Origin of the sequence: Maricaulis sp. (genome assembly GCF_048269565.1) — a bacterium.
GTDB lineage: Bacteria > Pseudomonadota > Alphaproteobacteria > Caulobacterales > Maricaulaceae > Maricaulis.
Window position 1 is genome coordinate 120,895 of record NZ_JBLXIK010000005.1, and the last position, 16,726, is coordinate 137,620.

General features: G+C 63.0%; 15 protein-coding genes. 5 read left to right on the forward strand and 10 right to left on the reverse strand.

All coding sequences use genetic code 11. The features are described from left to right. Positions 1-53: 53 nt before the first annotated feature. Positions 54-2,378, forward strand: coding sequence for a pentapeptide repeat-containing protein (locus ACN0YL_RS11160; protein WP_417498024.1), 2,325 nt, complete (start codon positions 54-56; stop codon positions 2,376-2,378). A 10-nt stretch (positions 2,379-2,388) separates the two neighbouring features. Here ACN0YL_RS11160 and ACN0YL_RS11165 read toward each other — a convergent pair whose 3' ends face one another. The 4 genes from ACN0YL_RS11165 to ACN0YL_RS11180 all read right to left on the reverse strand — a co-directional run bounded on the left by ACN0YL_RS11165 (position 2,389) and on the right by ACN0YL_RS11180 (position 6,701). Then, on the reverse strand, positions 2,389-2,817 hold the full coding sequence (locus ACN0YL_RS11165; protein ID WP_417498025.1) for a hypothetical protein: 429 nt from the start codon (positions 2,815-2,817) through the stop codon (positions 2,389-2,391). A gap of 645 nt (positions 2,818-3,462) precedes the next feature. Continuing rightward, positions 3,463-5,124 carry an NAD+ synthase gene (locus ACN0YL_RS11170; RefSeq protein ID WP_417498026.1) on the reverse strand — a complete coding sequence of 554 codons (1,662 nt, stop codon included), beginning with the start codon at positions 5,122-5,124 and terminating at the stop codon, positions 3,463-3,465. A gap of 41 nt (positions 5,125-5,165) precedes the next feature. Next, positions 5,166-6,092 carry a Gfo/Idh/MocA family protein gene (locus ACN0YL_RS11175; RefSeq protein ID WP_417498027.1) on the reverse strand — a complete coding sequence of 309 codons (927 nt, stop codon included), beginning with the start codon at positions 6,090-6,092 and terminating at the stop codon, positions 5,166-5,168. Between the two features lie 105 nt (positions 6,093-6,197). Continuing rightward, positions 6,198-6,701: a GNAT family N-acetyltransferase gene (locus ACN0YL_RS11180; RefSeq protein ID WP_417491457.1), complete on the reverse strand. Its 504-nt coding sequence runs from the start codon at positions 6,699-6,701 to the stop codon at positions 6,198-6,200. A gap of 72 nt (positions 6,702-6,773) precedes the next feature. Here ACN0YL_RS11180 and ACN0YL_RS11185 point away from each other — a divergent pair, with 72 nt between their 5' ends. From ACN0YL_RS11185 to ACN0YL_RS11195, 3 genes are all read left to right on the forward strand, one after another. After that, positions 6,774-7,208 carry a DUF3667 domain-containing protein gene (locus tag ACN0YL_RS11185; protein WP_417498028.1) on the forward strand — a complete coding sequence of 145 codons (435 nt, stop codon included), beginning with the start codon at positions 6,774-6,776 and terminating at the stop codon, positions 7,206-7,208. A gap of 21 nt (positions 7,209-7,229) precedes the next feature. Next, complete coding sequence (locus ACN0YL_RS11190) at positions 7,230-8,225, forward strand: NADP-dependent oxidoreductase (protein ID WP_417491455.1); 996 nt, start codon at positions 7,230-7,232, stop codon at positions 8,223-8,225. Positions 8,226-8,744: 519 nt separating this feature from the next. Next, entirely contained in the window at positions 8,745-9,011 is a 267-nt protein-coding gene (locus ACN0YL_RS11195; protein WP_091767795.1) for an HU family DNA-binding protein, read from the forward strand. A 95-nt stretch (positions 9,012-9,106) separates the two neighbouring features. On the opposite strand, the gene ACN0YL_RS11200 is transcribed toward ACN0YL_RS11195, so the two are convergent. The 6 genes from ACN0YL_RS11200 to glmU are packed head-to-tail and all read right to left on the reverse strand — an operon-like array spanning position 9,107 to position 15,915. Continuing rightward, positions 9,107-10,474 (reverse strand): class II 3-deoxy-7-phosphoheptulonate synthase, encoded by a 1,368-nt coding sequence (locus tag ACN0YL_RS11200; RefSeq protein WP_417498029.1) that lies wholly within the window; start codon positions 10,472-10,474, stop codon positions 9,107-9,109. Between the two features lies 1 nt (position 10,475). Next, entirely contained in the window at positions 10,476-11,867 is a 1,392-nt protein-coding gene (gor, locus tag ACN0YL_RS11205; protein WP_417498030.1) for a glutathione-disulfide reductase, read from the reverse strand. 22 nt (positions 11,868-11,889) lie between these two features. Continuing rightward, positions 11,890-12,345 carry a DUF2059 domain-containing protein gene (locus tag ACN0YL_RS11210; protein ID WP_417498031.1) on the reverse strand — a complete coding sequence of 152 codons (456 nt, stop codon included), beginning with the start codon at positions 12,343-12,345 and terminating at the stop codon, positions 11,890-11,892. Between the two features lie 47 nt (positions 12,346-12,392). After that, the gene (gene rpiA, locus ACN0YL_RS11215; protein ID WP_417491450.1) at positions 12,393-13,094 is read right to left on the reverse strand and encodes a ribose-5-phosphate isomerase RpiA; all 702 of its coding nucleotides are present in this window, start codon (positions 13,092-13,094) and stop codon (positions 12,393-12,395) included. Further along, a complete protein-coding gene (locus tag ACN0YL_RS11220) occupies positions 13,091-14,560 on the reverse strand; it encodes an NAD-dependent succinate-semialdehyde dehydrogenase (protein ID WP_417498032.1) in 1,470 nt (489 codons plus the stop codon). The genes rpiA and ACN0YL_RS11220 overlap by 4 nt, the downstream gene beginning before the upstream one ends. Continuing rightward, the gene (gene glmU, locus ACN0YL_RS11225; protein ID WP_417498033.1) at positions 14,557-15,915 is read right to left on the reverse strand and encodes a bifunctional UDP-N-acetylglucosamine diphosphorylase/glucosamine-1-phosphate N-acetyltransferase GlmU; all 1,359 of its coding nucleotides are present in this window, start codon (positions 15,913-15,915) and stop codon (positions 14,557-14,559) included. Before glmU ends, ACN0YL_RS11220 begins: the two co-directional genes overlap by 4 nt. A 116-nt stretch (positions 15,916-16,031) precedes the next feature. Here glmU and ACN0YL_RS11230 point away from each other — a divergent pair, with 116 nt between their 5' ends. Beyond that, positions 16,032-16,721 carry an HAD hydrolase-like protein gene (locus ACN0YL_RS11230; RefSeq protein WP_417491447.1) on the forward strand — a complete coding sequence of 230 codons (690 nt, stop codon included), beginning with the start codon at positions 16,032-16,034 and terminating at the stop codon, positions 16,719-16,721. Positions 16,722-16,726: the final 5 nt, after the last annotated feature.

Sequence of the window (16,726 nt, forward strand, 5' to 3'; positions counted from 1 at the left end):
TTTTGCGGCTCATCTGGAGTTTAATCGCTCGCAAGGCGCGAGGGGAGATTTGTGTGTCTGAACGTACAGTCAGAGATGCCGAAAATGAAGACCAAAAGAGTGCATGGTGGGCGAAATGGCGAGCTGAGGATTTTTCCTGGGAGGGGTTGGCGAGGCTGGATGATAGACAGTCACCGGAGATGCCATGGATAGGCTGGGCGGTGACGCCTGACGACCAGGTTGTCGAAACGGATAATGCACCACAGGGGTCACGCGCAGCGACGCTCCAAGATTACTATCGCTGGGATTCCGCTCGCAACCATATGCGCGAGGATGACGCTTTGCCCCTCATCCGGTGTGAAGGACAGCCTACCTTTCATGCCCTCCACTTGCCTCTGCATTATTCAGACGGAAGCGGTACGTGGAAAACCGATCTAGCCGCGGAAGACTGGGGCCAGCTAGAAGCCGAAGCTCGGCGCCGAATATCCGAGGCAGGCAAAACAGAAATCAATAAGGCCGGCCGCTTCAACGGGCCGGACCGACGCGCTCAGCTGCAGGGCACAGTATTGCGCGATTTTCCGATACCTCGCCCCGCTTCATCGGATAGGCGGGCAAACATAAGTCTACATTTGGTCGCCAACGGCGCGATTATTCTACGCGAATGCATTGCACACGCTCTGAGCTTCGAGTCGGCCACCGAATTTCGTGGGTGCGCGTTCATAGGCAGCACCTCCTTTAGCAGCGCGCAATTTTCAGGCGGTAATGCGGACTTCAGTCACGCGCTATTTTCCGGCGCATACACCTACTTTTACAACACCAAATTCTCTGGTGGAAATACAGACTTCAAGTCCTCACGCTTCATCGGCGGCTATGTTGGATTCGAGGGGGCACAGTTTTCCGGCGGATCCGCCAGTTTCGAAAACGCAAGGTTCTCCGAAGGACCTGTCGGGTTCAAAAGCGTCAACTTCTCTGGCGGAAGCGCAAATTTTCGGAACGCGTACTTCTCAGGTGGTGACGTTGACTTCAAAGACGTGCAATTTTCCGGGGGCGGCGCCGATTTCGAAAGCGCGCAATTCTTCGGCGGGTCTGCAGGGTTCGAGAACGCAATTTTTTCTGATGGCTGTGCGAATTTCAAGGAAGCGCTATTTGCTGGCGGCGACGCCAATTTCAAAAGCGCAGAATTCTCTGGTGGAAACGTCAATTTCCAGAGTGCGATATTCTCCGGCGGCAATGCCAACTTCCACAGCGCGCAATTCTCCGGCGGAGACGAGAATTTCAAAGGGATACTCGCTCTGTGTGACCTCGACTTCACGCGTGGTCGCCAAGGTCCACAGAGCGCCGGAAAGATTGCATCGCAACCATCCAGAAGAATGATCCAGCGCGGCAAGATCTCGTCGGTGCCGGATTTTACATTGCACTTAACGACGCCCGAAGCCCAAATGGCAATGGGCGGGTTTCGGGGATTCGATCTCGGCGCCGCTTACTGTTTTGGGCCGGTAAAGTTCGCAGACCGACGTTTCTCGCAAGCCCCCCGTCTCGCCAGTACCCAGTTCTTCGACCGTGTCGAGCTCCACGGTGTCAGCATGCACGAAGGGGTCGATCTGGCTGAGGCTCGATTCAAATATGATAGCGACCGGGATATCGCTCCCCCGACACTCGCGGACATTTTGGTGAAATTGCAGTCGCAGGCCAACGCCAAAATCCTGCCAGAGAACGTCCGTAGGCTCGCTGAAAAACACTACCAAACAGCCATTCAACAGTTCATCGACACTAACCACCAAGCCGCCCGCTTCGAATCCGCCTATCGCACGCTGAAGCAACTCACCGCCGGCATCGGCGCGCGCACCGAGGAGCAACGCTTCTTCGCCCTTGAGCTGAAAGCCCGTCAGGCCCGCACTGACAGCGATGTACGCGTCTGGGAAAAGCGCTTTGCGGCGCTATACGGCGCGATGTCCGATTACGGTCAGAGCCTGACGCGGCCCTTCTGGTGGCTGGTGCGGCTCTCGGCTGTGATGGCAGCGGTCTATATCGCGCTCAACCTGACCGCCCCGACGCCAGCCGGCGCCGAGCCAGCGCCCTGGCCGGTCGCCTCATCGCAGGACCGGCTCGCCACGCGGCACACCCGAGCGGTCCTCGCCCGGCAGACGGGCTATATCGCCAGCCGCGTGTTCCAGCCCGGCCCCATCGTCTACTCCATCGAGATTACCGCCATCCCCCTGATCGATCCCAATCGCCACCACCCCTGGGCCCGCGCCCTGTCCGGCGAAGGCGCGAGCGAGGAGGCGCCGGGCCTCCACCCCTATCTCTTCGCCCTCGCCCGCCTGGTCCATCGCATCCTCGCCTTGCCGCTGGTCTTCCTTTTCCTGTTGACCCTGAGACGGCGCTTCCAGATCAGCTAGTTTGGGGGTGTCAATATGGGGGGCGCGGCCTCCCCGCGAAGTGCCAGTAGGCGAAGCCGGCGATGGCGGCGACAGCCGCCAGCAGGAATGGCAGCCCGCTGATCGACTGGTCGCCCTCGGGGGACATCAGCAAGGCCGAGAATCCGAGGAAAATACCCGCCGGCACCGCCGCATCGGCGATCCCGCGTCGCCAACGGAATAATCGCACCAGATGCACCAGTATGACGGCCGGGATGGCGGTCAGCGCCAGCGTGTAGATGATCGCGGCGAGCAGCACCACCAGGCTCGCAAGCCCATTCTCGCCGTCATAGGCCGTTCCATCCCCGACGATGATCGGAACCGCCAGCGGCGCACTCAGCAACAACCCCGCGACGATACAGGCCAGAACCCAGGCCAGAACCGCCCGCGCCCGCCGTCCCTTGTCGAAACTGATAAACATTCCTGCCCCCCCTGCATGACGCCCGATCATGCCGCGCGAGCCCGGACCGTCCAACAAAATATTCCGGGGATGACAACGAGATTTGGGTTTTTGGTGCGGTGGCAGGCGCAATGGCGTCCTTGTCCAGCACCAGAGCCATAAATCAGCGTCATCCCAGCGCAGGCCGGGACCCAGATTCACACACCGACACTCAATTGATTTAGCGCCAGTTTTCCGTCCGCCTCGCTCTACGAGACTGGGTCCCGGCCTGCGCCGGGATGACGATTTTTGAGGGAAGTTATCCCCACCCCACCAACCTGCGCGCATAATCACCTCGTTCCGGTCGCACGGGAGGCGTGAGCTCAGTCAATCGCGGCGACATGGAAGCGTGCAGCCTGTCCGGGTAGAGGGGTGACGGCCCGAACTCCGGCAGGGCGTCCAGAAGGTCTGACGGCACTAAACGACCGACCTGAATACCTTTCTGGATTGGAAACGGCGGTGGAGACGCCACGGGAAATCTGCACGTGTGGGACGGCTTCGATTGTCACACCCAACAAAATAATACTGGCGCCAGTTCGGCATTCGAAGGCGTCCCACACCCTCCCACCCTGGTGGGAAACCTCTCAAACCTCCAGCGGCCAGCCGCGTGGAGATTTTGGTGCATCCCTAATCCGCGCGGAAGCGGTTGGTCATCGGATAACGCCGGTCGCGGCCGAAATTCTTGGGGCCGATCTTGACCCCGGGCGGGGCCTGGCGGCGCTTGTATTCGGCGCGGTAGAGCAGGTTCTCCACCCGGCGGACGGTGGCGGCGTCATAACCCTCGGCGACGAGATCGCGCGGCGCCTTCTCGTCCTCGATCAGGCCATAGAGAATGGCATCGAGCACGTCATAGGGCGGCAGGCTGTCCTGGTCGGTCTGGTCGGGGCGCAGCTCGGCGCTCGGCGCCTTGGTGATGATGCGGCGGGTGATGACCTCGCCAACGGGGCCGTGGCCGACCGGCTCGCGGATCTCGTTGCGCCAGCGGGCCAGCTCGTAGACTTCCGTCTTGTAGATATCCTTGAGCGCGTTATAGCCGCCATTCATGTCGCCATAGAGGGTGGCATAGCCGACGGCCATTTCCGACTTGTTCCCGGTCGACAGCACCATGGGTCCGAACTTGTTGGACAGCGCCATCAGCACGACGCCGCGGGCGCGCGACTGGATATTCTCCTCGGTCGCATCGATCTTGCTGCCGCGAAAGGCCGGGGCGAGGATCTGGCCGAAACTGGCAATCGCCGGCTCGACATCAATGATGTCATAGCGGATGCCGAGGCGCTCGGCGCAATCCTTCGCGTCTTCCAGGCTCTCTTCGCTGGTATATTGCGAGGGCAGCATCACGGCCCAGACCTTGTCGGCCCCCAGCGCGTCGACGGCGATGGCGGCGCTGATGGCGCTGTCGATGCCGCCCGACATGCCGAGCACGACACCGGGAAAACCGTTCTTGCTGACATAATCGCCCAGCCCGCGGCACAGGGCGCGCCAGTCGGCCTCCAGCCCGGCGACGGTCCCGGCCTGCTGTGCCCCCTCGCAATGCCAGCCGCTGTCATCCAGCGTCCAGACCGCAAGGTCCATGCTTTCCTCGAAGTCCGGCAGGCGCTGGCATTCGGTGCCTGCGCTGTCGCGCGAGAAGCTGGCGCCATCGAAGACGAGCTCATCCTGGCCGCCAACCTGGTTGACGAAGACCAGCGCCTTCGCGCCGTTCCAGCGATCATACCAGCGGGCGAAGGCCGTCTCGCGCTCACGTTCGACCGAACGGCGCCAAGGCGAGCCATTGATCGAGATCATCATCTCGGCACCCTGGGCGATCAGCTTGTCGGGCACGGCGACATACCAGATGTCCTCGCAGATCGGCAGGCCGAGCCGGATGCCGCGCCATTTGACGATTTCCGGCATCGGTCCGCGCTCGAACACGCGCTTTTCGTCGAAGACGGAGTAATTGGGCAGATCATGCTTGAAGCGCAGGGCGAACAGCCGGCCCTCATCGAGCAGGGCAACGGCATTGTGCAACAACGCACCCTGGCGCCAGGGCAGGCCGATAATGATGGCGGGACCGTTGCGGGTCTCCTGCGCCAGCGTGTCGAGAGCGCGCTGGCAGGCCTCAACGGCGGCCGGCTTGAGCACCAGGTCCTCGGGCGGATAGCCGATCAGGAACAGCTCCGGAAAGACAATCAGATCGGCACCGCGCGCCGCCGCCTCGGCATGGGCCGCACGGGCCCGGGCGAGATTGCCCGCGACATCGCCGACCACCGGATTGAGCTGGGCGGAAAGGATTTTCACTGTCTGGGTCATGAGCCGCGATCTATCCCGCTAATCTGTTTCCGGCAAGCCTGTCACGAGCCGTAGAGCCGCGCTCCGTCGACGGCCCGCGCCGCATCCAGTGCCCGCAACCCGGCAATACCGGGCACGGCCACCGGGGCGCCATCGAGCACCGAGGCGAGGAAGGCCTTCACATTGGCGCCGAGCGAATCGCGCGCCATTTCGGTATCGGCAAAGCCGGGATTGAGCGTGTAGGGCGTTGTATTCTCAAACGTCTTGGCAATGAAATCGACATCGACCACACCGTCCGCATATTCGACGCGCATCTTGCGATCGCGCTCATGATGCACCCGGCTGGCGCTGAGTTCGGCGACGCAGCCATTCTCGAAGGTCAGCACGGCTTCGGCGATATCGGGATAGCCAAAGCGGCCCTTGTCGACCTGGCCGTCGACCTTGGTCACGGCGGCGCCGGCCAGGGCGATGGCCAGATCGAGGTCATGGATCATCAGATCGAGCGTCACCGAGACATCGAGATTGCGGTCCGAGGGCGGGCCCATACGGCGCGCGACGATACGTTTGGGCGCCACCGGCACCTGGAACAGGCCCATCGCATTGAAGACGAAACGCTCCTGGTGACCGACCTGCAACACGCAGCCATGGGCGGCGGCGAGCGCGATCAGTTCACGCGCTTCCTCAACCGAAGAAGCAATCGGCTTCTCGACCAGGACATGCCGCCCCGAGGCCAGGCTGGCCGCAGCGGCCTCGAAATGATGGATGGCGGGGCTGGCGACGGTCAGCGCCTCGCATTCGGCAATCAGGGCTGCGAGGGTGTCGAACCCCTTGGCGCCGTGTTTGGCGGCCAGGGCACTGGCCCGCTCGAGATCGGGGTCATAGATCCCGACAAGCTCGGCCCGCGCATCACCGGCGTATTTTCCGGCATGGAAACCACCGAACACGCCGGCGCCGACCACACCCGCCCTGACAATCCTGGACTCAGACATTTTCACAACTTCCCTTGGTCAATACCGGCTGCTTACAAGCGTGCGCGGGGCATTCAAGTCATACTCACATCAAGGCTTGTTACCCGGCATTGCCGCGGGCGCGGCTCAGTCGCCGGCGGTGAGCGCCTTGCTCATGCGATAATTGTGCAATTCGACGCCGCGAATGACCGGCGTCTGTTCGGCATCGACGACCCAGTCATTACGCTCGAACAGGATGCGGGCGCGGGCGCTGGCATCGCTGTAGAGCCGGTCCAGACCGGCCTCGCGGGCATGGGATTCGAGCCGGTCATACAGGATCTGCGCGACACCGTGGCCGATATGCTCGGGATCCACGAAGGCGAGATCGAGATAGCCGTCGGTCTTCAGGCTCATGAAGCCGATAATGACCCCGTCCAGCTCGGCGACGAAGACGGTCTGCGGCGTCAGACGCTTGTCCCAGGCCTCGACTTCCGGCGGTGCCGGCGCCCAGGCGGCGCGCTGTTCGGTAGAATATTCCGGACCCGCGCCTTCGCGCACGGCGCGATAGAATACGCTGGTCAGCGCCGCGATATCGCCGCGCTCGCCCCGGCGGACGACGATCCCGGAGGGATGATTGTCGGTGGTCTGCATCGGCTTCAGCCTCCCCTACTTGCGGTCCGGCGATGGCGCTCTACCATGAAGCGGCATTGGAGGGGATACCGTGTGACAGACGAGGCGCGATCAAACCAGAGCGATTACGAGCTCGTGAATTCGATCTCCGTCGCCGCTTTCGATGTCGATGCCCGGATATTCCGCACGCTCTGGCACTCCCTCATCCGCGCACCCGGTGTCACCCTCGCGGCCATCAGGGGTGATTATACCCGCTATATCTCACCGGTCCGCGTTCTCATTGCCCTGTTCGGAATCCAGTTCGGGCTCGCGGCCATTTTCGGTTCGCCGATGACGCCGACAGTGGAAACCCTGGCGCCCCAGGTCACGCCGGAGCGCTTCGCTTTCGGCACGGTAATGCGAATCACCGGACTGGTCCTGATTCTGCCGGTCACATTCCTGATCAGCGCCGCCTGCCAGATTCTGGCGGTGTCGTGGATTCTCGACAGCCAGTTCGATCTCGGCCTGCTAGGCTTGTTTCAATCATAACCCCCAAGAAGGACTCCCCCCATGAAATCCCGTGAAATTCACCTCAATGCCTATCTCAAGGGCGCGCCGAAGACCGAGAACTATTCGGTTGTCGAAACCGAGCTGCCGGCACCGGCCGAAGGCCAGGTCACCGTGCGCAATCTCTATATCTCGGTCGACCCCTATATGCGCGGCCGGATGAGCGGCATCAAAACCTATATCGACCCGTTCAAGCTTGGTGCAGTGATGGAAGGCGGCGCTGTCGGTGAAGTCGTCGAGAGCCGGTTCGAGGGGCTGAAGCCCGGCGATCACGTGATGTCGATGCTGGGCTGGCGCGAAGGCTATACCGCTTCGGGCAAGGCGGTGCAGAAGATCGATACCAGCCTGCTGCCGCCGCAAGCCTTTCTCGGCATTGCCGGCCTGACGGGCCTCACCGCCTATGTCGGCATCAAGCGCTGCCTCGACCTGCAGCCGGGTGAAACCATGTGGATGTCGGCCGGGGCCGGCGCGGTCGGCTCGGCCGGGATCCAGTTCGCCAAGGCGATGGGCGCCAATGTGATCGCCACCGCCGGTGGCGCCGAGAAATGCGAATACGTCAAATCGATCGGCGCCGACCATGCCATCGACTACAAGGCGACCGATGACCTCACCGCCGCGATCCGCGCCGTGGCACCCCAGGGCGTCGAGACCTATTTCGAGAATGTCGGCGGCACGCATTTCACCGCCGCACTCAATACGCTGAAACAGTATGGCCGCATGGCCGCCTGCGGCATGATCCAGCGCTATAATGACGCCGAACCGGCGATGATCCCCGACAATCTCACCTTCATCGTCGGCAAATCGCTGCGGATCCAGGGCTTCATCGTCTCCGACCATCTCGATATCCAGCCGGAATTCATCAAGGATCTGAGCACCTGGATGATGGCGGGCAAGATCACGCCGGCCGAGACCGTCCTGGAAGGAATCGAAAAAGCACCGGAAGCCTTCACCGGCCTGTTCTCTGGCCTCAACAAGGGCAAGATGCTGGTCAAGATCTAGGCCGACACATCCGGGCCGGGCATCCTGCCCGGTCCAGGACCGCGCCAAGGACCCGGGCCGCCCAGCGAGGCCCGGGACCGTGCCGGTCCCGGCCGGCGGCACGCCGCTGACAGGGTCGCGGCGGACTAGTGCCGCATCAGCCGTCCCTGGACCCAGCCGCCGGCAATCGCCGCCAGCACGGCCGCCCAGTCCGGGCCAACGCCGCAGCGCTCAAGCAGGAGATATGCGCCAACAGCGGCCGCCAAAGCAAAGGGCAGCACGCGAATCGCTCGAATCGCGGCGGGCGTATTAGGGTCTGGTTCACCTTGAAACATGGGCTTCCAGGTACGCAATTAAGGGGCCGGAGGGCCTATTTCGGGGTTTTGCCTATAAAAATGCAGCGATTTCGCCCCGATTCACCTGTTGAGGCTTGCAAACAGGGCCGGTTGTTGGCCTTGTTGACCGGTCAACGAACACGCGAAAAACCGGCTTGATGCGATGACCGTGTCGGCCGGAACGCGACAAACTGGGGGGAACCCTATGAACAAGTCAGACCTCGCCAAAGCCGTCAGCGAAAAGACCGGCCTGTCCCGCACTCAAGCGGGCGACGCCGTCGACGCTGCGATCGATGCCATCATCGGTTCGGTCAAAGGCAATGACAGCGTCCAGCTTGCCGGTTTCGGCACGTTCCACGCCAAGCATCGTGAAGCTCGTGAAGTGCGCAATCCGCGCACCGGCGAGAAGATGATGTCGAAGGCTCGCACCCAGGCGGCTTTCCGTCCGGCTGCTGCCCTCAAAGATATCTAATCAGCGCTTCTCAGCACTGATGAAACGCCGCCCGAAGCAATTCGGGCGGCGTTTTTCATGGTGCGGCTGGAAGGCCCCTGAGGGAGGACCGGCAATCAGGCGGCGTCGACGCTCTGGCTGGTCCGGACCCGCTTGAGCGATTCCGAGATGCGGAAGGCCATGTCGAGCGCCTGCTCGGCATTGAGCCGCGGATCGCAATGGGTGTGATACCGCGATGCCAGGTCAGCCTCGGTGACCGCATTGGCGCCGCCGACACATTCGGTGACATTGCTGCCCGTCATCTCGATATGGACACCGCCCGGATAGGCCCCCTCGGCGTAGAGCACATCCATGAAGCCCTCGAGCTCATCGAGGACACGTTCGAAATCGCGCGTCTTGAAGCCGCTGGAGGTTTTCATCGTATTGCCGTGCATCGGATCCGACGACCAGACGACCTTGCGCCCGGCCCGCGTCACGGCTCGGGCAAGCGCCGGCAGTTTCTCGCGCACATTATTGGCGCCCATCCGGGTGATCAGCACCAGGCGTCCGGCCTCATTGGTCGGGTTGAGAGCATCAATCAGTGCCAGCAGATCATCAGGCTGCATGGTCGGCCCGCACTTGACCCCGATCGGGTTGGCAATGCCGCGGGCATATTCAACATGGGCACCGTCTAGCTGGCGTGTCCGCTCGCCGATCCAGACCATATGCGCCGAGGTGGCGTACCATTGCCCGGAATTGGGATCACGCCGGGTCAGGGCTTCCTCGAAGGGCAGGTGCAGCGCTTCATGGCTGGTGAAAAAGTCCACCGTTTCCAGCGAAGGCGCACTGTCGCGGCCGACACCGCAAGCCTTCATGAAGGCCAGCGCTTCGGAAATCCGGTTGGCCGTCTCGACATAGCGCTCATTGGCCGGGCTGTCCTTGACGTAGTCGAGGGTCCACTGGTGCACATTGTTCAGGTCGGCATAGCCACCCGAGGCAAAGGCCCGCAGCAGGTTCATCGTCGAGGCTGACTGGTCATAGGCCCGCAGCAGACGCTGCGGATCGGGCTCACGGCCTTCGGGCGTGAAGGCCATGTCGTTGACGCTGTCGCCGCGATAGCTCGGCAGCGAGACGCCATCAATGGTTTCCATGTCCGCCGAACGCGGCTTGGCAAACTGGCCGGCAATCCGGCCCAGCTTCACCACCGGTTTCGAGGCCGCAAAGGTGAGCACGACCGCCATCTGCAGCAGAACGCGGAATGTATCGCGCACGCCCTCGGTCGAGAACTCCTTGAAGCTCTCGGCACAATCGCCGCCCTGCAGCAGGAAGGCATTGCCTGCAGAGACGTCGGCCAATTGGCGCCGCAAGCGCCGCGCCTCGCCGGCGAAGACAAGCGCCGGCCGGTTGGTCAGTTCGGCGATGGCGCTGTCGAGCGCCGCCGGATCGGCATAGTTCGGCAATTGCTGGACAGGCTTTGAACGCCAGGAATTCGGGGACCAGGTCATATCACTCAGCAGCTTTCAATTCGGGCGGCGACCATTTTTCCTTCATGGTCACCAGTTCTTCCGCACTTGTCGGATGCACGGCGCAGGCCATGTCGTATTGCGCCTTGGTCAGACCCGCCTTGACGGCTATCGCCGCCAACTGGATCATTTCAGGAGCATCCGGCCCGACAATATGCACGCCCAACACCCTGCCTGTCTCCCCGTCGACGACAAGTTTCATCAACATACGACTTGAGTCATTGGTTAACGAAAGTTTCATGGGCCGGAATGTGGTCTTGTATATGTCGACTTGCGCAAAGGATTTGCGCGCATCGGCCTCCGAGAGGCCGACCGAACCAACCGGCGGCTGGGTGAAGACCGCCGAGGCGATGTCATTGTGATCGTAAGCTGTCGGATTGCCGCCAAACACCGTCGCCGCAAAGGCGGCCCCCTCGCGGATCGCCACCGGGGTCAGATTGACCCGATTGGTGACGTCGCCGACGGCATAGATATTGGCTGTGGCGGTCTGTGAGTAGGCATCGACCTTGATGGCACCGCGGGCATCGAGTTCGACACCGGCCTTTTCCAGCCCCAGTCCGACGACGTGCGGATCGCGGCCGATCGCATACATCACCACATCGGCGTCGACATGGGTGCCATTGGAGAGCTGGACGCGTTTCATGCCATTGCCCAGATCGGTGATCTTCTCGAACACCGCATGGGTGATGACGCGGACGCCGGAATGCACCAGCTCTTCATGGACCTGGCTGCGGACATCATCGTCGAAGCCGCGCAGAACCGTGTCGCCGCGATAGACCTGGCAGACCTGGGATCCCATGCCGGCAAAGATCTGGGCGAATTCACAGGCAATATAACCGCCGCCGGCGATCACGACATGCTTGGGCAGGCTTTCCAGATGGAAGGCCTCATTGGACGAAATCCCCAGCTCATGGCCTTCGATATCGGTCGGCGCGAAAGGCGTGCCGCCGGTCGCGACCAGGATCTTGTCGGCGGTGACCGTCTTGCCGGATTTGACCAGGCGCAGCGTATGCGCGTCCTCGAACACGGCCCGGTCCTCGATGATCTCGACACCGGAATTGGACAGGTTGCGCCAGTAGATCCCCGACAGCCGGTCGATCTCGGCATCCTTGGCCGCGATCAGTTTTTCCCAGTCGAAGGCCGGCTTGCCGACCGACCAGCCATAGCTCTCCGCCAGCTTGAACGTCTTGGCGAACTCGCTGGCATAGACGAGGAATTTCTTCGGCACACAGCCGCGAATGACGCAGGTGCCCCCGACCCGGTATTCCTCGGCAATCGCCACCTTGGCCGCGCCGTGCTGGCGCGCCATGCGCGCCGCGCGGACACCGCCGGAACCGGCGCCGATCACGAAGAGGTCGTAGTCGTATTGGGTCATCGGATCGTCTCCCGCTCGTCAGTTATTCCAGGCCGGCAAAGTATTCCTGGACCTGTGGCATGGCGCGCAGGGCGACTTGCGCACCCCAGGCCTGGCCCATTTCCACCGAACGCTCTGCCAGACCCGGCATGCGATCAAGCATGATCTGCCCGAGATCAGTCTGGTAGAAGGCGATGAACTGGACGAGCTCGGCTTCAGTGAATTCGCTGGCATAGAGATCGACGATCATATCCGTCAATTCCGACTCGGCCGCGTGGAATTCCACCATCATGATCGCGACGACCTCGTCGAGTTGCGTCTCGGTCAATTGCGGGACACTCGCGCGGATCTGTTCGCGCATCAGCGGCGCCATCGCGACCATCATGGTCGAAGCGAGCTCTGTCACACCGATCTGCTCGGTCAACTGCCGGGCGAGCGCCTCGCGCTCATCGGCAGCGGCCGGAGATGTGGTGAACAGCGCCGACGCCAGCAATGCCATCCCCACAATGCCTGCGCATTTCCCGAAACCTGTCATGGTCTGTCCCCCTATAATTCCAGCACGCGCGCTTCGGTGTCCTCACCGACAATCACGACACGGGCCAAGCCAATGAACAGGCCATGCTCGACAACGCCGGGCAAGGCCTTGAGCCGGTAATCCACCATCGCCGCATCGGGGATGGCGCCACAGGCGCAATCGAGAATGTAATGGCCGCCATCGGTGACAAACGGGTCGAGCCCGTCGCCCTTGCGGCGCAGCTGAACGTCCGGCTTGGCGATGCCGCAGGCGCGCAGCACGTCATAGACTTGGCGCGCCGTAATCGAGAAGCCGAAACGGTCGACCTCGACCGGCAGGGCGAAACGCCCCAGCTTCGAGACCAGCTTGGTCTCGTCGATCACCACGATCATCAGATCGGAGGCGTGGGCGATGATCTTCTCGCGCAACAGGCAGCCGCCGCCGCCCTTGATCAGCTGGAAATGGCCATCGACCTCGTCGGCACCGTCAATGGTCACCGAGATCTGGTTGACGTGATCGACATCGATCAGCGGCACACCGACCTCCAGCGCCAGCGCCTCGGTCCGGGCCGAGGTCGGCACGGCCTGCACGCGCAGACCATCCTTGATGCGCTCGCCGAGCAGGCGCACGAAAATTTCCGCCGTCGAACCCGAGCCGAGCCCCAGCGTCATGCCGTCCTCGACATAGCTCAACGCTGCTTGGGCGGCGAAGGTCTTCTGGCGGTCAGCACTCATGCCTGGACACCGCCGAGCAGGACGTATTTGAGCTCGGAGAATTCCTCGACGCCCCATTTGCCGCCCTCGCGGCCAATGCCCGATTCCTTCATGCCGCCAAACGGCGTCGAAGCCGATCCGACCATCGGGGCATTGACACCGATCATGCCGTAATCAAGCCCTTCGGTGATGCGGTAAACCCGGTTGACGTCGCGGGTATAGACATAGGCGGCGAGCCCGTAGGGCGTGTCATTGGCGAGGTGGAGAATCTCCGCCTCGGTCTCGGCGCGATAGATCGAGGCCACCGGGCCGAAAATCTCGAAACAGGCCATCTCCATGGTCGGATTGCCGCCCTCGATCAGGGTTGGCGCATAGAAGGCACCGCCGAGCTCGTCCGTCAGCGGGTGACCGCCGGTAACGATGCGCGCGCCGCTCTCGCGGGCATTGCGCACCAGGGCATCGACACGGGCAACGGCCTCATGATGGATCAGCGGTCCGAGATCGGTGCCGCTGTCGAAACCGTCACCGGCCTTGAGCTTCGAGACCCGCGCTTCCAGCGCTGCCACGAAACGCTCGGCAATCGAGCTCTGGACGATGATGCGGTTGGCCGAAACACAGGTCTGGCCAGAGACGCGGAATTTCGAGGCGATGACGCCGTCGGCGGCAGCCTCGAGATCGGCATCGTCCATGACGATGAAGGGCGCATTGCCGCCCAGCTCGAGCGCGACACGTTTCACGCCGTCTGCGGCCTGGCGCATCAGCAGCTTGCCGACCGCGGTCGAGCCGGTGAAGCCGATCATCTTGACCTCGGGCGCGCCGGTCAGGACCGGTCCGAGCACCTGGGCATCGCCGCAGACCACGTTGAAGACGCCATCGGGGATGCCGGCCTGCCGCGCCAGTTCGGCCAGGGCGAGGGCCGAGAGCGGGGTTTCCGGTGCCGGCTTGATCACCATGGTGCAACCGGCGGCCAGGGCCGGTGCGCATTTGCGCGTGATCATCGCATTGGGGAAATTCCACGGCGTGATGCAGGCCACGACGCCGACCGGCTGATGGATGGTCCAGCCGCGCGAATTGGGGAAAGGCGGCTGCATGGTCTCGCCATGGATGCGCTTGGCTTCCTCGGCCGACCATTCGATGAAGGAGGCGCCATAGACCACCTCGCCCATCGCCTCGCGCCGGGTCTTGCCCATCTCCAGCGTGATCAGGGTGGCGAGGTCTTCGGCATTCTCCAGGATCAACTGGTGCCAGCGCATCAGCAGTCGGCTGCGCTCGAAGGGCGAGACCGTTTTCCACGTCTTGAAGGCGGTTGCTGCCGCGGCGACGGCCGCGCGCGCGCCATCGGCACCGACATCGCCGAGCTCGGCAATGGTCTCGTTATTGGCCGGGTTGACGATCCGCGTCGCGCCCTCGCCCTGGACCCAGCTCCCGTCGATAAACGAGGCGGTGCGATACAGTGATTTGTCCTTCAGACGGTCTGCAACACTCATGAAGCCGTGTCCTTCTTGGCTTTGCGGGTCGATCTGGCGCGGCGGAAACGGGCCGCCCAGCCATCCTTGTTCGTTTGCTCTGCCCGAGCCAGGGCCAGCGCGTCGGCGGGAACGTCCTCGGTGATGACACCGCCGGAACCGGTCATCGCCCCGGCGCCGACCGTCACCGGTGCGACGAGGCTGGTATTGGAGCCGATGAAGGCGCCCTCACCGATAACCGTGCGGTATTTGCCGAAGCCGTCATAATTGCAGGTGATCGTCCCGGCACCGACATTGGCGCCGGCACCGATGCTGGCATCCCCTACATAGGAGAGGTGATTGACTTTCGCACCCTCTCCCAGCTGCGACTTTTTGATCTCGACGAAATTGCCGACCTTGGCCTTCACGCCGATTTCCGCACCGGGCCGCAGACGCGCATAGGGGCCAATCTGCGCCCCCTCGCCGATGGTCGCGCCCTCGAGATGCGAGAAGGCATGGATCACCGCATCCTCGCCGATCGTCACGCCGGGGCCGAACACGACATTCGGCTCGATAATGACATCGCGCGCGATCTGCGTGTCCCAGGAGAAGAACACCGTTTCCGGCGCCACCAGGGTAACACCGGCATTCATCGCCTCGCGCCGCATCCGGGTCTGGAAAGAGGCCTCGGCGGCGGCGAGATCAACGCGCGAATTGACGCCGAGCACTTCACCGGCGCTGGCATTGACCACCACCGCCTTCAGCCCGCGCGACCGCGCCAGGCCGACAACATCGGTGAGATAGTATTCGCCATTGGCATTGTCATTGCCGACTTCGCCGAGCAGCTCGAACATCAGGCGCGACGAGGCCGCCAGCATGCCGGAATTGCACAGGCCGATGGCCCGTTCCGCCTCACTGGCATCCTTGTATTCCACGATGCGGTCGAGATCACCCTCGGCATTGAGGACCAGGCGGCCATAGGCCCCCGGATCGGCCGGCTCGAAACCGATCGCCACCACATCAGCGCCGCGCTCCAGCGCTGCAAACACCGCCGAGACCGTGGCGGGCCGGACCAGTGGCATGTCGGCGGGCAACACGATCATGTCACCGTCAAAGTCTTCCAGCGCCGCCCGCGCCGCCAGCACGGCATGGCCGGTCCCCAGTGGCGGGTCCTGCAGGGCTGTCTGCGCACCGAGCCGCGCTGCGGCATCACCCACGGCCGGCGAATGGGCGCCATAGACCGTCACAACCCGCTCTGCGCCGGACGCGCGCGCCGCATCGATCGCCCAGTCCAGCATCGGCCGTCCGCCGACCGAATGCAGCAGCTTGACGGTTTTCGACTTCATCCGAGTGCCCTGTCCGGCAGCAAGAATGACGGCGGCGCGGGATCGAGACATGGGTTACCCTCTTCCACTGCAGGCGTGTTTGGACATGTGTCACGGCGCTATAGCCTATCGCGCGATAGCGCGTAACCATACAGCGTCGCCTGCCCTCTTTTGAAAGTGCAAATCACATGTCTGACCCGCTCGACCCTGACCTGTTCGCCACCGCCTCGATTGCCTTCGATCTCGACGGCACCTTGGTCGACACCGCGCCCGATCTGGTGCGGGCGCTCAATGGCGTCATCACGCCGCTCGGGCTGGCCTCCATTCCGGTCGACGATGTGCGCGCGATGGTGGGACGCGGGGCCCAGGCCCTGATCGAGCGTGCCTATGCCAGCCAGCAACGCGCGCTCGAGCCGGCACAGACCGCCGAGCTGCTGGCCCGCTTCATCGAGATCTACCAGGCCGATATCGCGGCCGACAGCCGTCTGTTTCCCGGCGTCGAGGCGACGCTGGCGCGGCTGCGGGATGCGGGCGCGACGCTGTCGGTGTGCACCAACAAGCTGTCGGTGCTGTCCGATCAGCTGATCGCCGAATTCAATCTGACGGATTATTTCGCCCGCATCATCGGCCCGGACCGCACGACGGCGAAAAAGCCGGCGGCCGATCATGTCCACACCGCGCTGGGCCAGGGGCATCTGCGCGCGGCGATGGTCGGCGACAGCGCGCCGGATGTGGATGCAGCCCGCGCGGCGGGCGTGCCGAGCATCGCAATGAGCTATGGCTATAGCGAAGCACCGGCCGGCTCCTTGGGAGCCGACCGGTTGCTGCATGATTTCAGTGATGTTCCGGGGGTACTCGCCGAAATCTGGCGAGCATAGTCAAT

Bases quoted from the DNA above. Each gene is read 5' to 3' on its own strand.
- ACN0YL_RS11165 (WP_417498025.1), bottom strand. From the start codon at position 2,817: ATGTTTATCAGTTTCGACAAGGGACGGCGGGCGCGGGCGGTTCTGGCC.
- ACN0YL_RS11170 (WP_417498026.1), bottom strand. From the start codon at position 5,124: ATGACCCAGACAGTGAAAATCCTTTCCGCCCAGCTCAATCCGGTGGTC.
- ACN0YL_RS11175 (WP_417498027.1), bottom strand. From the start codon at position 6,092: ATGTCTGAGTCCAGGATTGTCAGGGCGGGTGTGGTCGGCGCCGGCGTG.
- ACN0YL_RS11180 (WP_417491457.1), bottom strand. From the start codon at position 6,701: ATGCAGACCACCGACAATCATCCCTCCGGGATCGTCGTCCGCCGGGGC.
- ACN0YL_RS11190 (WP_417491455.1), top strand. From the start codon at position 7,230: ATGAAATCCCGTGAAATTCACCTCAATGCCTATCTCAAGGGCGCGCCG.
- ACN0YL_RS11195 (WP_091767795.1), top strand. From the start codon at position 8,745: ATGAACAAGTCAGACCTCGCCAAAGCCGTCAGCGAAAAGACCGGCCTG.
- ACN0YL_RS11200 (WP_417498029.1), bottom strand. From the start codon at position 10,474: ATGACCTGGTCCCCGAATTCCTGGCGTTCAAAGCCTGTCCAGCAATTG.
- gor (WP_417498030.1), bottom strand. From the start codon at position 11,867: ATGACCCAATACGACTACGACCTCTTCGTGATCGGCGCCGGTTCCGGC.
- ACN0YL_RS11210 (WP_417498031.1), bottom strand. From the start codon at position 12,345: ATGGCATTGCTGGCGTCGGCGCTGTTCACCACATCTCCGGCCGCTGCC.
- rpiA (WP_417491450.1), bottom strand. From the start codon at position 13,094: ATGAGTGCTGACCGCCAGAAGACCTTCGCCGCCCAAGCAGCGTTGAGC.
- ACN0YL_RS11220 (WP_417498032.1), bottom strand. From the start codon at position 14,560: ATGAGTGTTGCAGACCGTCTGAAGGACAAATCACTGTATCGCACCGCC.
- glmU (WP_417498033.1), bottom strand. From the start codon at position 15,915: ATGTCTCGATCCCGCGCCGCCGTCATTCTTGCTGCCGGACAGGGCACT.
- ACN0YL_RS11230 (WP_417491447.1), top strand. From the start codon at position 16,032: ATGTCTGACCCGCTCGACCCTGACCTGTTCGCCACCGCCTCGATTGCC.